The sequence below is a fragment of the Gallaecimonas xiamenensis 3-C-1 genome (assembly GCF_000299915.1).
In the GTDB taxonomy this organism is placed as follows: domain Bacteria; phylum Pseudomonadota; class Gammaproteobacteria; order Enterobacterales; family Gallaecimonadaceae; genus Gallaecimonas; species Gallaecimonas xiamenensis.
Genome location: NZ_AMRI01000003.1, coordinates 97,714 through 110,913 on the forward strand (window position 1 = coordinate 97,714; position 13,200 = coordinate 110,913).

Sequence of the window (13,200 nt, forward strand, 5' to 3'; positions counted from 1 at the left end):
CGCAATCGCCCCCGCCAGTACCCTATTATCTGCTTGATTAGGCGGCAAAACTATAAACGGTCAACTAGACCGCGTGCAAAAAGACCACTATTCTTTGTCACCACATAACAAAAAATTTACGACGGATATGCTTGCAAAACTCTTCCGTCGGCAAGCCCCCATAATGGTTGGCGTTGATATAGGTTCCCACTCGATCAAGGCCGTGTTACTGGCGAAAAATGGTAACACGTTCAAAGTTGAAGCGGTGGCCGTAGAACCCACACCCAAAGGGGCCGTTGTCGACCACGAAATTCAAGACATCGAGCCGGTAGGTGAAGCGCTTAGGCGCTTGGTACGCCGTCTTCCTTCCAAGATCCAGGCCGCAGCCATGGCAGTGGCAGGTTCATCTGTGATGACCAAGGTCATTTTCATGGACGCTTCCTTAAGCGACGATGAAATGGTGAGTCAGATCGAGGTGGAAGCGGAAAACCTCATTCCCCACCCCCTCGACGAGGTCAACCTGGACTTCGAACGCCTGCACCCCCATGCCAATGACCCTTCCCGAGTGGACGTGCTGTTGTCAGCTGCCCGTTCCGAGTCTGTGGAAGCCAGGGTCAGCGCCATGGAGATAGCAGGCCTCGATACCAAGATCATGGACATCGAAGCCTACGCGCTGGGACGTGCCGTGGCGACGGTCGCCAAGCGTCAACCAGAGCTGGCCGAGGCCAAGCTGCTGGGGGTGCTGGACATAGGTTCTCGCACCACCACCCTGAGCATCCTCGAGGACGGCGAGGTGGCTTATACCCGGGAAGAGGCGTTCGGAGGGGAACACCTCAACCAGCTGATCCAGTCGGCTTACGATATGAGCGTCGAAGAAGCGGAAAGAGTTAAATTGCGCGGCGAACTGCCGGGCACCGCTTCTTTGGAAGTGCTGGCTCCTTTCCAGACCGAACTGCTGCAATTGGCCCGCCGTTCCCTGCAACTCTTCTACACCACGTCCGGCCATGATGGCCTGGACGCCCTGGTGATCACAGGTGGTACCGCTAACCTCGAAGGCCTGGCCGACATGTTGCGCGAGGAACTGGGTTTTGCGGTACAGGTGGCTGATGCCTTCGCCGGCATGAAAGTCAGTGGTGACGTCAACAAGCGGGATCTCGAGCGCTACGGACCGGCTTTTGCCGTGGCCTCTGGTCTGGCCCTGAGGAGTTTCGGCTAATGGCAAACATCAACCTGTTGCCCTGGCGGGAAGAGGCCAGAGAGCGGGAAAAAAAGGAGTTTACCTTCACCTTGCTGGCCATGGTGGTGCTGACAGTGCTGCTGATGTTACTGGCCAACTGGGTGGTCAACCAATACGTTGACGGGCAACGCCAGCGCAATGGCTACCTGCAGGCCCAGATAAAAGAGCTGGAACAGGCCATCTCTGAGATAGAGCTGCTCAAAAAACGCAAGGCGGACCTGGAACAGCGGATGACGCTGATCGCCCGTCTGCGGGCCAGCCGTAACGTGACAGCCCATATCTTCGATACGGTAGCCGACTCCGTGCCTCCCGGCATGTACCTGATGGAACTCAAGCGGGACGGCGATGACCTGTCCATCAAGGGCAAAACCGAATCCAACAACAGGGTGTCATCCCTGATCCGCTACATCAAGGAATCCGAGTGGCTGGCCAATCCCGAGCCGCGCCGGATCCAGTCGGTGAACAAATCCAGCCTGCTGTCTGACTTCGACCTAGGGGTGCAAGTGCGCCTGGATGGGGTAGTGCAGCCCAAGGGTGCAGCGGGAGGCAAGAAATGAACGTCAACGAACTGGACCTTTCCGAGATCGGCAGCTGGCCCAAGCCGGCCAAGGCCATCTTCATCGGCTTTGTCTGCATCGTAGTGGCCGCCATCTTCTATTACGTGGAGATCAGTTCCAACCTGGACCAGTTGTTCGCCGAACAGAAGAAGGAAGAGGAGCTGAAGCATACCTTTGAAGGTAAACAGCGGATGGCTGCCAACCTAGAAGCCTATCGCTCGCAGATGCTGCAACTGGAAGCCACCTTCTCGCAGTTCCTCAAACAGCTGCCTACCGAAGATGAAACAGCCGGTCTGCTGGACGACATCAACTTCGTGGGTACCGCCAGTGGCCTGGATTTTAGGGTCATCCAATGGCAGGCACCCCAGGAAAAAGAGTTCTATATCGAGCTGCCGATCGACATCGAGGTGATAGGGGATTATCACCAGCTTGGTACTTTCGTCAGTGACGTAGCGGCTCTGCCGCGTATCGTCACGCTCCATAACTTCGACATCAAGGCCGCTGATAACAACAAGCTCATTATGAAGCTGCAGGCCAAGACGTACCGGTATAAGGAGGACGGCAATGCCAAGAAGAAGAAAGGCTGAACTGCTCCTGCTGCTGGCAGCACTGGGCCTGGGTGGCTGTAACGACGACATCGGTGATCTGCAGGGCTTCGTGGCCGAGGTCAAGCAAAGGCCGGTGCCGGGTATCGAGCCCATGCCGGAGCTACGCTCTTTTGAACACTTCCGCTACGAACCCGGTGAGCGGCGCAGTCCCTTTGCGCCACCCAGCCCCGAGTTGTTGGCGGATAATGCAGCCAGCCGCAATCCTGACTGCCTGCAACCCAATACCGAGCGGGTCAAGGAACCGCTGGAACAATTCCCTCTGGATACCCTAGCCATGAAAGGCACTTTGGGGAGTGCGGGTGAACTTTGGGCCCTGATCAGTGCCGGTGACGGCAACCTGTACAGGGTCACCACCGGCAACTACCTGGGACTCTACAACGGCCTTATCCAAGAGATTTCCCGCGCTGGCATAAAGGTGCGGGAATTGGTGCCTGACGGGGCGGGGTGCTGGCAAGAGCGCGAAGCTGCGCTTGAATTGGTCAGTGAATAACAATGAGATTCTCGAAGGGACATGACGTGATGAATGCTTGCAAATCCCTAAGAACCCCTGACCAGACCATCTGGCAGAGGGTGAAAAAACACTCCCTGGGTCTGCTGCTGTTGCTGCCGCTGACCCAGGCCATGGCAACCTCCCTGGTGGACGTCCGGGAAAATACGCTGGGCAAGCAGGGGATAGAGCTTGAGTTCGTGATGGACGGGGATTTCATCGAACCCCGTACCCGTATCTCCTACAACCCGGCTGAACTCTACATCGACTTTCGCGGTGTGAACTCGGGGCTGGCCATGTCGGAGCTAAGCATCAAGGCCGGTGGCCTGGACAAGATCACCACCACCAGCATCAACGATGGCATCCGCGCCGTCCTGCACCTGGATAAGCTGGCGTCCTACCAGACCAAAAGGGTCGACAACCGCTATGTGGTGTCCCTTGGCCAGGCCATTGCCGGCGGTGGTGAAGAAGGCCATGGTGGCCAGATCAACGCCATCAAGGCCATCGATTTTCGCCGTGGCAAGGACCAGGAAGGGCGTATGCTGGTGTTCATGCAGAATACCTCCGCCGCCGTTGACGTCCGCCAGCAGGGCCCGCGTATCGTTGCCGAGTTCCTCAATACCGCCATTCCGGACGACCTCATCTACCAGCTGGACGTGACCGACTTCGGCACCCCGGTGCAGAGCATCGAGACCTTCCGGGAAGGGGACAAGACCCGCGTGGTGGTCAAGCCCAACGGCAACTTCACCTTCCGTTACCAGCAGGCCAATAACCTCTTTACCCTGGAAGTGCTGCCCAAGAAGGAAGATCCCAGGGACAAGGAAAAAGTGGCCTACGACGGTAAGCGGATCTCCTTGAACTTCCAGGATATCCCGGTTCGTACCGTGTTGCAGATCATCGCCGACTACAACAATTTCAACCTGGTGACCTCGGATACGGTCAACGGCAATATCACCCTGCGCCTTGACGGTGTGCCCTGGGACCAGGCGCTGGACATCGTGCTCAAGGTCAAAGGCCTGGGCAAACGGGTTGACGGCAACATCCTGATGGTAGCCCCGGCCGATGAACTGACTGCTCGCGAGGCCCAGGAGCTGGAAGCCCAGAACAAGGTGCAAAACCTGGTACCGGTATTCTCCGAGTTCATCCAGATCAACTACGCCAAGGCCAAAGATCTTGCCGACTTGCTTAAAAGCAGCGAGGCCAGCCTGATGTCCGAGCGCGGCAATGTCACCATAGACGAGCGCACCAACACCCTGTTGGTCCAGGACACCGAAGAGAAACTCAAGGAAATCAAAGGCCTTATCAAAGTTCTCGATATCCCGGTCAAGCAGGTGCTGATCGAGTCGCGCATTGTCACCGTCCGTGACAACGTGGTTGAAGACTTGGGCGTACGCCTGGGCTTTAGCGACCAGAACGGCAGTAACGGTATATCCGGCAGCCTGGACGGTGCCGATTCAACCGCCAACGGTGGTCCTAATTCCGCCAACCTGTCCGACCGCCTCAACGTCAACCTGCCTGCGGCTGTGGATAACGCTGCGTCCATCGGCTTCCACATTGCCAAGCTGGCGGACGGCACCTTGCTGGATCTGGAACTGTCGGCCCTTGAGCAGGAAAACAAAGGTGAAGTGATCTCCAGTCCCCGCCTGACCACGGCCAACCAGAAGGCGGCCTACATAGAGCAGGGTACCGAGATCCCCTTTGTGCAGAGCACGTCATCCGGTGCCACCTCGGTGACCTTCAAGAAAGCGGTGCTGAGCCTGCAGGTAACCCCGCAGATCACCCCGGACAACAAGATCATCCTAGACTTGGTGATCACCGAAGACACCAAGGGTGAAACGGTGCAGACCGCCACTGGGCCCGCTACCGCCATCGACACCAAGGAAATCGGTACCCAGGTGCTGGTGGACAACGGTGAGACCATAGTGCTGGGCGGTATTTTCCAGCAGGAGAAGAAGAAGGTGGTCAGCAAAGTGCCGCTGCTTGGGGATATCCCCGGTATCGGCTGGCTGTTCCGCAACAGCTCGGACGCCAACAACAAGAGCGAGTTGCTGATCTTCGTGACCCCCAGGATCATCACCGAAGAAAACCGTTGATTGCAGAAGCGCCCAGAAATGGGCGCCTATAGACAGGAAAGACCGGATTTCCGGTGTCCGCTCAAAGGCCCTTGCGACAGGGGCCTTTTTGTTTTGCTGGGTCTAGGGGGCAACTCGCCGGCCTTGAGCGGCCAAGGTCAGTTGCTTGAAGGCTGCACAATTGCGATAATCCGCCGTCACCTAACGACCTATGGGGAATTTTCACCTGGGCGTTTCGCCCCCGTCCCGAACAGCGAAGACGTATCACCAATATGGCAGAAAAACGCAATATCATTCTTATCGGCCCTATGGGGGCTGGAAAAAGCACCATTGGCCGTCAGCTTGCCCAGGATCTTCACCTGGAGTTCTACGATTCCGATCACGAGATCGAGCGCCGTACCGGTGCTGACATCAACTGGGTTTTTGACGTCGAAGGCGAAGACGGCTTTCGCAAACGCGAATGCAGCGTCATCGACGAACTGACCGAACTGCAAGGCATAGTGCTGGCCACAGGTGGCGGCGCTGTGATCAACAAGGATGTGCGCAACCGCATTTCTGCGCGTGGCATCGTGGTCTACTTGGAAACCACCATCGAAAAGCAGTTGGCCCGCACCCAAAAAGACAAACGTCGCCCGCTGCTGCAGGTTGACGAGCCACGCGACGTACTGGTTCGCTTGGCGGAAGAGCGTAATCCCCTGTACGAAGAAGTGGCTGACATCATAGTGCGCACCGACGATCAGAGCGCACGAAGTGTCGCCAGCCAGATCATCGATCAACTGGGTTTCTAAACATCATGAAAAGACTGGATGTGGGTTTAGGCGAAAGAAGTTATCCCATACTGATTGGCACCGGCCTGCATCCTGATCTTAGAGCTCGAGTGCAGGGGCGTGACTTGGTTATTGTTTACCAGGCGCCCCTGTCCCAGCATCTCGATACCCTGCTGACTTTCCTTGGCGATGCCCCCAAATCCCTGGTTAGCCACCAACTGCCCAATGGCGAGCAAGCCAAGAACCTGGGTGAGCTGGAGCGCCTTATAGGCACCCTGATCGACGCCGGTCTCGGCCGTGATGGCCTGTTACTGGCCTTGGGGGGCGGCGTGGTGGGAGATATCACCGGTTTTGCCGCTGCCTGCTACCAAAGGGGCATGGACTTTATCCAATTGCCTACCACCTTGCTGTCCCAAGTGGACTCGGCAGTAGGGGGCAAAACGGCGGTCAACCATCCAATGGGCAAGAACCTGATTGGAGCTTTTCACCAGCCTCAAGCGGTTTTTGTGGATCTCGACTGGCTCGATACCCTGCCGGATAACGAATTGTCCGCAGGTCTTGCCGAAGTCATCAAGTACGGCGTTATCGCCGACCCCGAGTTCTTTGTCTGGCTGGAAACCAACATGGCGGCCTTGCGGGCCAAGGACAAAACCCTGCTGACCCACGCCATAGAGCGCTCCCTTACCATCAAGGCCGACATCGTCAGCCAGGACGAGCGGGAGCAGGGAGTTCGTGCCCACCTGAACCTGGGCCACACCTTTGGCCATGCCATCGAAGCCAACCAGGGCTACGGTAATTGGCTGCACGGTGAGGCCGTGGCCGCCGGTTCCCTGATGGCTGCCGAGCTTGCCAAGGCCAGGGGTATGCTGGATGATGAACAATTATCGCGCCTGTACCGTCTGAACCAGGCCGCTGGATTGCCTCTCAAAGGGCCATCGGACATGACCCCAGACCAATACCTGCCGCTGATGATGCGGGACAAGAAAGTATTGGCCGGCAAATTGCGGCTGGTACTGCCCCAGGGTATAGGCCAGGCAGTGGTGGTCAGTGACGCCACCCAGTCCGAGATCCTCGACGCAATCAAGGCAGTACAGACGGCCAACCCCTGAGTGGAGCCATGTCCGACGCTTTAGAGGATTTGCTCGCCCGAGCACGCCACCTGCTGCATTTCGGCCAAGATCCGGTGATCATCGTCGAGCCCGACAGTGCCAACCGCAGCCATATCCTGAACCGCCTTCTCGATTCCTTGCCTGAACGTCAGGATGCGGCCTTGCTACGCTGCAAAAAAGCGGCAGGAGTGCGTAAGTTACGCACTGACCTGTTGTCGCAATGGTTTCAGGACCCGGTCTTTAATCCCGACGATACCCTGGCCGACAGCTACCTGCGCCTGCGTACCCAACCAGCCCATCGCCTGTTGTTGATAGACAGTGCCGTACCGGTGGAATCCGCCCTGCTGCAAGAATGGCTGGTGCTCAAAGACGAAGTGGATGATGGAATGGGGCTACTGTTGCTGGTGCCACGCCGTCAGGACGTGCCAAGGCTGAACTGGCAGCCCATCTGGCTTGGGGAGGAGGCTCCTCAAGAGCAAGAAGCCCCAGCCCCTGTTAAAGGTCTCAAGGTCGGACTGATCGGAACCGTTGCTGTGGCCGTACTGGCTGCCTTGGGTGTTGTGCTTAGCCAGGAGACCAATGACGATGCCCCAACTGAGCGCCAAGCGGTCACTTTGCCGGCTGCCCAGCCGTTGCAGCCAGTCGAACAGGCAGCCTCTAACGAAGCAGGGGAAAATCCAAATACCGAGGTTTTGCGGCAGCCTGAGCCGGCACAAGCAGAAGCGCCAGTGCCTGAACCTGCTGCGCAAGAGGCCGCCGATGAACCAGTAGAGGCGACACCTGTCCAGGTTGAAATAGCTCAGGACCCAGCAGCCCAGGAAACCCTGCCCGAACCTGCGGCCACTGTTTCTGCTCAGCCTGAGCCCCAACCCAAGCCACAAACTACGCTGCAACCCAAGCCCCAGGCGCCAGTCAAAGTGACTTGGCCCCAATCGGTACCGGACCGGCACTTTGCCTTGCAATTGATGGGCGGCAGGGATAAAGCCAAGGTGTTGGAGAGCATGGATGGCCAAGGGGTTAAAGACTGGCACCTGGTAGAAGTGCTTCGCCAGGGAAAAGCCTTTTACATCATAGTGCAGGGGGATTACCCCAACCTAGACGCTGCTCGCAGTGCTATCAAGACGCTTCCGGCGACCTTCCGTCAGGCCGGGGCATGGCCCAAGCGCTATGACAAAATCAAGGCAGAAATTGCCGCCGGCAAAAGTTAGAATGGCGCACTGGACTGTCCCCGAACTGAGCTCATGAAAAAACACCGTGCCTTCCTAAAGTGGGCTGGCGGCAAATACACGCTGGTTGATCATATCCGCCGCCACCTGCCACAAGGCGAGGTGTTGGTGGAGCCCTTTGTGGGGGCCGGCTCGGTGTTCCTCAACAGCGACTTCGATCGCTATGTGCTCAACGATATCAATCCGGATCTCATCGCCCTCTACCAGCATCTGGCGAAGGATCCGCTGCGTTTTACCCGTGACGCCAGGAGGCTGTTCACGGCCAGCCATAATAACCAGGCCGTTTATTACCGGTTGCGTGACGAGTTCAACGCCAGTAAAGACAGCTACCGTCGCTCCCTGCTGTTTCTTTATCTGAATCGCCACGGTTACAACGGCCTGTGTCGTTACAACCGCAAAGGCGGTTTCAATGTGCCCTTCGGCTCCTACAAGGCACCCTACTTTCCCGAAGACGAGCTGGGTTTTTTTGCCGAAAAAGCAAAAAAGGCCACCTTTACCTGCCAGCACTTCGTCCACGCCATGGAAGCGGCCAAGCCCAGCCATGTGGTCTATTGCGACCCGCCTTACGTGCCCCTGTCGGTGACCGCCAGCTTCACCACTTACGCCAGCAGCGGTTTTAGCCTTGACGATCAGGCCACCTTGGCTAAGACGGCCCTTGCGTCGTCCCAGCGTGGTGTGTCCGTGCTGATCTCCAACCACGACACCGAGCATACCCGTTGGCTATACCGGGATGCGTCGCTTAATACGGTGCAGGTGAAACGCAGCATCAGCCGCAATGGCTCAGGCAGGCAAAAGGTAGGGGAGTTGTTGGCGCTGTACCAGGGGGCTTTAGTTGAGTACCCAGCTGACCAGCAACATCAGGCTGACCACGAACAGCACAACACCGATAACGCCAGCAATTATGTAGCTCAGGGCTGAGCGGCTCTTAAAATCGGCGGCATGGCGCTCGCTGCTCTGCACCCCAAAGAAGGCGCCGGCGATGCTCATGAAAAGGTTGCGCTTTTTATTGGCGACTGGCTGGCCGGGCATTGCGATCACTGTCCCTGCGGGTGATCAATTCCAACAGATCGAGAAAATGCAGCTGTACCGAACCACTGCGGCCGAACAGCCATTGTCCCCAACTTACTTCCTGAGTGCTAAGACAGGTACTGGCAAGGGCGCTGCCCTGTAAAGCGGAAGACCCCAGGAAAAGGCTGCCGGCGACGGTCAGCAATACTGCCGTTTTTTTCATCCGCATAGGCCCTCCTGATGACTGTTGGTAGAATATTTCACCGGAGTATAACAAGCTGCTCAAAAGCTGGCCAACAAAAAAAGGGCCCACTGGGGCCCCGTCAAAACGACACAAGGATGGGAAATTAGAAAGAGGCGATGATGCCAAACAGCACTTTGCCTTCAGTGGCGTGACTGCGATCATTGTCTTGGTGCCAGGAGTAGCCGGCAAAGAGGCGGTGCTGTTTGGTGAGGTCGTATGCCACCTTCACCGCAGCGTCGGCATAGGCCTTGTCGTATGCCCAGTGGTCAGGCTGATATATTTTCTCACCATAGTTTTTGTAGCCGGCGTGCAGCAACAGTTGCCATTGGTCAGCCAAAGGCAGGGCCTTGTTCAGCTCGTAATAGTTGTGCCCGTAATCCCAGTCGTGGCGGGCGGAAATTTCCACCCAGGGAGTGATCAGAGTCACCGAGCCTTCGGTCTGGTGGTTAGTGGCACCAGGATAGTAGAAACGGGTGAGCTGCACGTTTAAGCCATAGTCACTACCCAGAGGCAGGGTATACCCGGCCCACCAGTCTATCTCTCCACCCTGGTCACCTGACGATCCCCAAAGACCGACGTAGGCCCCGCTATCGTGGGCGATGTCGATACAGCCCTGTACTACTGCCTCATTGGAGGAGCCACTGACCCCCCTGGACACATAGTTATTGGCGAAGGCAACCCATTGGCTGACAGAGAGCTGGTCGCTGAAAGAATCAGCTTGGCTGCAAAAGCTGGTGGCACCGAGGGCCAGCAGCAACGGCGTATACGGCTTTATCACGTCGTTTCCACTCGTCTCAATTGGTAAGACCAATTTACCTGGTTTGTTTCGGGAAAGGGCGGGACTTTACCGGAGTCGGCATGGGGGCTGCAACGTGGATCTGTTGTCTACGTCGGTGTTGTGTGATTAATGCTGAGTTTTTTACAGAAGTGAGTACTTCTGATTAACGGTGGCTGAAGGCCCGGCTTGCCAAGATCGTGATTGGTAATACCAATTTAGGCTTGCCGGGCCTTATTTCTTACGCTATTTGCCAAGTCCGGCCAGACAGAGGTATTTCATCTCCATGAAGTCTTCCAATCCGTACTTGGAGCCTTCCCGGCCCAGCCCAGAAGCTTTCACGCCGCCGAAGGGGGCGACCTCGTTGGAGATGAGGCCGGTATTGATGCCTACCATGCCTGCTTCCAGGGCTTGGGCGACCCTGAATACCCGGTTGAGGTTCTGGCTGTAGAAATAAGCGGCCAGGCCATAGGGGGTGTCGTTGGCCATTTCGACTGCCTGTTCTTCGTCGTTGAACGGGAAGAGGGCGGCCAGGGGGGCAAAGGTTTCTTCTTTAGCCACCAGCATCTGCTGGGTCATGCCGGTCAGCAACGTCGGTTCGAAGAAGGTGCCGCCTTTTTTATGGCGTTTGCCCCCCATCCGCAAGCTGGCTCCCTTGGCCAGGGCATCTTCAATATGGGCTTCTATTTTCTCGACTGCCTTAAGGTTGATAAGGGGGCCGGTGGTAACGCCAGGCTCGTTGCCAGCGCCTACCTTTAGGGTGCCCATGGCTTGGACCAATTTGTCGGTAAAGGCTTCCATTACCCTTTCGTGGACATAGATGCGGTTGGCGCAGACGCAGGTCTGGCCGGCATTGCGGAACTTGGCAGCCATGGCCCCTTCTACGGCGGCGTCCAGATCGGCATCTTCGAAGACGATAAAGGGGGCATTGCCACCCAACTCCAAAGACAACTTCTTGATGTCGTGGGCACATTGCTGCATCAGCAAGGAACCAACCCGGGTGGAACCGGTAAAGGACAGTTTGCGTACCTTGGTGCTGTCGGTCATGGCTTTACCGATACTGACGGCGTCGCCGGTAACCACATTGAAAACACCTGGCGGGATCTCGGCGCGGTGGGCCAGCTCGGCCAGGGCCAAGGCGGTCAGGGGAGTCTCGGAGGCAGGGCGCACTACTATGGTGCAGCCGGCGGCCAGGGCCGGGGCCACTTTGCGGGTGATCATGGCGGCCGGGAAGTTCCAGGGGGTGATGGCCGCCACCACTCCCACAGGCTCACGCAGCACCATCAGTTGCTGCCCCGCCTTGGGTGCGGGGATCAGGTCACCATAGGCCCGCTTGGCCTCTTCGGCAAACCACTCCACGAAAGAGGCGGCGTAGGCGATCTCCCCCCTGGCTTCTGCCACTGGCTTACCCTGCTCGGCACTCATGATTTGGGCCAGATCTTGCTGGTTGTCCATGATCAGCTCAAACCAGCGGCGCAGCTTTTGACTGCGCTCATGGGCCGTGGTTTTACGCCAACTGCTAAAGGCACGGTGCGCGGCGTCTATGGCCACTTCGGTATCGTCACTGCTGAGATCGGGCACTCGGGCCAACAGACTGTCATCCACCGGGTTGGTGACATCCAGCTGCTTGCCGCCCCTGTGCCATTGGCCGTCAATGTAGGCCTGGGTCTTGAGCAGTTCCTCGTCGCGTAATTGCATGTTACCTCCTGTTGCCTAGGGCCAGACCATAGCAGAATGGGCGGTCACACCCCATGAACAGGGTGGCCGCTTGGTTTACAATAGCGCCAGTTGAAACTGGAGCCGCCCATGAAAGACTTCCTGATTGCCCCTTCCATCCTGTCGGCCGACTTTGCCCGCCTGGGCGACGACGTGGCCAATGTGCTGGCCGCTGGCGCCGACGTGGTGCATTTCGACGTGATGGACAACCACTATGTGCCCAATCTCACCATAGGGCCCATGGTCTGTGATGCCCTGCGCAGCTACGGCATCCAAGCACCCATCGACGTGCACCTGATGGTCAAGCCGGTGGACAGGATAGTGCCGGACTTTGCCAAGGCCGGTGCCAGCATTATTACCTTCCACCCAGAGGCGTCTGACCATGTGGACCGTACCCTGGGCCTGATCAAGGATAGCGGCTGCCAGGCTGGCCTGGTGTTCAACCCGGCCACGCCTCTACATCATCTCGACTACGTGATGGACAAACTGGACGTGATCCTGCTGATGTCGGTCAACCCCGGTTTTGGCGGCCAGTCTTTCATTCCCGGCACCCTCGACAAGCTGCGCCAGGTACGCCAGCGTATCGAGCAGAGTGGCCGCGACATCCGCCTGGAGATCGACGGTGGCGTCAAGGTCGACAATATTGCAGCCATTGCCGAAGCCGGTGCCGACATGTTCGTGGCCGGCTCGGCCATTTTCGGCAAACCCGATTACAAAGCGGTGATTGACCAGATGCGCGCCGAGCTGGCCAAGGTTGGCGCGTGATCAAGGCTGTTGCATTCGACCTGGACGGAACCCTGGTCCACAGCCTGCCCGACTTGGTCTGGGCAGCCAATGCCATGCGCCGCCAGCTGGGATTGGCTGCGGTGGGGGAAGATAAGGTCAGCCAATGGGTTGGCAACGGCATCAGCAAGCTGGTTGAAAGGGCCAGCCAGGAGCTGGGAGAAGCCCCCCAGGCCCTGGCACTGTTCGAAGCTGCCTATCAGAGCCATCTGGCTGTGGCGTCCCGCCCCTACGACGGCGCCCTGGCGGTGTTGACCGAACTGGGACGCCGGGGTTTTGCCCTGGCTCTGGTCACCAACAAAGCCAGCCGCTTTGCCATACCCCTGGTCAGGGATCTGGGACTGGAGCCGCATTTCGAACATATCCTTTGCGGTGACAGCCTGGCCGCCAAGAAGCCTGATCCGCTGCCACTGACCTGGCTTTGCCAGCGCTTTGACTTGGCTCCGGCCGAACTGCTGATGGTGGGCGACTCCAAAAACGACATCCAGGCTGCCCAGGCGGCCGGTTGCCCGTCGGTTGGCTTGACGGGCGGTTACAACTACGGGGAAGATATCGGCCTTTCCAACCCGGATTTCACCCTAGACTCCTTGGCGGCGCTGCTGGAGCTGCCCGCCCTGCAACAGAGGTAATGA

Annotated in this window: 15 protein-coding genes; 11 read left to right on the forward strand and 4 right to left on the reverse strand. The window is 57.8% G+C overall.

Annotated features, from left to right (window positions below; all coding sequences use genetic code 11):
- The first annotated feature begins 163 nt into the window (after positions 1–163).
- From B3C1_RS02765 to B3C1_RS02805, 9 genes are all read left to right on the forward strand, one after another.
- Positions 164–1,195, forward strand: a complete 1,032-nt coding sequence (locus tag B3C1_RS02765) for a pilus assembly protein PilM (RefSeq protein WP_336391102.1) — start codon at positions 164–166, stop codon at positions 1,193–1,195.
- A complete protein-coding gene (locus B3C1_RS02770) occupies positions 1,195–1,773 on the forward strand; it encodes a PilN domain-containing protein (RefSeq protein ID WP_008482755.1) in 579 nt (192 codons plus the stop codon). Before B3C1_RS02765 ends, B3C1_RS02770 begins: the two co-directional genes overlap by 1 nt.
- Positions 1,770–2,360, forward strand: coding sequence for a type IV pilus inner membrane component PilO (locus B3C1_RS02775; RefSeq protein WP_008482757.1), 591 nt, complete (start codon positions 1,770–1,772; stop codon positions 2,358–2,360). The genes B3C1_RS02770 and B3C1_RS02775 overlap by 4 nt, the downstream gene beginning before the upstream one ends.
- Positions 2,338–2,871, forward strand: coding sequence for a pilus assembly protein PilP (locus B3C1_RS02780; protein WP_008482759.1), 534 nt, complete (start codon positions 2,338–2,340; stop codon positions 2,869–2,871). Before B3C1_RS02775 ends, B3C1_RS02780 begins: the two co-directional genes overlap by 23 nt.
- Before the next feature lie 29 nt (positions 2,872–2,900).
- Positions 2,901–4,961, forward strand: a complete 2,061-nt coding sequence (locus tag B3C1_RS02785; RefSeq protein ID WP_008482760.1) for a type IV pilus secretin PilQ — start codon at positions 2,901–2,903, stop codon at positions 4,959–4,961.
- 251 nt (positions 4,962–5,212) lie between these two features.
- Complete coding sequence (gene aroK, locus B3C1_RS02790; protein ID WP_008482761.1) at positions 5,213–5,728, forward strand: shikimate kinase AroK; 516 nt, start codon at positions 5,213–5,215, stop codon at positions 5,726–5,728.
- 5 nt (positions 5,729–5,733) lie between these two features.
- Positions 5,734–6,816 (forward strand): 3-dehydroquinate synthase, encoded by a 1,083-nt coding sequence (aroB, locus tag B3C1_RS02795; protein WP_035480930.1) that lies wholly within the window; start codon positions 5,734–5,736, stop codon positions 6,814–6,816.
- An 8-nt stretch (positions 6,817–6,824) separates the two neighbouring features.
- Positions 6,825–8,024 (forward strand): SPOR domain-containing protein, encoded by a 1,200-nt coding sequence (locus B3C1_RS02800; RefSeq protein WP_008482763.1) that lies wholly within the window; start codon positions 6,825–6,827, stop codon positions 8,022–8,024.
- Between the two features lie 33 nt (positions 8,025–8,057).
- The gene (locus tag B3C1_RS02805; protein ID WP_008482764.1) at positions 8,058–8,960 is read left to right on the forward strand and encodes a Dam family site-specific DNA-(adenine-N6)-methyltransferase; all 903 of its coding nucleotides are present in this window, start codon (positions 8,058–8,060) and stop codon (positions 8,958–8,960) included.
- On the opposite strand, the gene B3C1_RS20835 is transcribed toward B3C1_RS02805, so the two are convergent.
- The 4 genes from B3C1_RS20835 to B3C1_RS02820 form a co-directional block, all read right to left on the reverse strand.
- Entirely contained in the window at positions 8,871–9,071 is a 201-nt protein-coding gene (locus tag B3C1_RS20835; protein WP_083858239.1) for a DUF2970 domain-containing protein, read from the reverse strand. The two genes, B3C1_RS02805 and B3C1_RS20835, sit on opposite strands and share 90 nt — an antisense overlap.
- Positions 9,046–9,273, reverse strand: a complete 228-nt coding sequence (locus tag B3C1_RS20090) for a hypothetical protein (protein ID WP_237750951.1) — start codon at positions 9,271–9,273, stop codon at positions 9,046–9,048. Before B3C1_RS20090 ends, B3C1_RS20835 begins: the two co-directional genes overlap by 26 nt.
- A 124-nt stretch (positions 9,274–9,397) precedes the next feature.
- A complete protein-coding gene (locus B3C1_RS02815) occupies positions 9,398–10,072 on the reverse strand; it encodes a TorF family putative porin (RefSeq protein WP_192813340.1) in 675 nt (224 codons plus the stop codon).
- Positions 10,073–10,315: 243 nt separating this feature from the next.
- A complete protein-coding gene (locus B3C1_RS02820) occupies positions 10,316–11,767 on the reverse strand; it encodes an NAD-dependent succinate-semialdehyde dehydrogenase (RefSeq protein ID WP_008482769.1) in 1,452 nt (483 codons plus the stop codon).
- A gap of 108 nt (positions 11,768–11,875) precedes the next feature.
- Here B3C1_RS02820 and rpe point away from each other — a divergent pair, with 108 nt between their 5' ends.
- Together rpe and B3C1_RS02830 are read left to right on the forward strand one after the other, a co-directional pair.
- On the forward strand, positions 11,876–12,550 hold the full coding sequence (gene rpe, locus B3C1_RS02825; protein ID WP_008482770.1) for a ribulose-phosphate 3-epimerase: 675 nt from the start codon (positions 11,876–11,878) through the stop codon (positions 12,548–12,550).
- A complete protein-coding gene (locus tag B3C1_RS02830) occupies positions 12,547–13,197 on the forward strand; it encodes a phosphoglycolate phosphatase (protein WP_008482771.1) in 651 nt (216 codons plus the stop codon). The genes rpe and B3C1_RS02830 overlap by 4 nt, the downstream gene beginning before the upstream one ends.
- Positions 13,198–13,200: the final 3 nt, after the last annotated feature.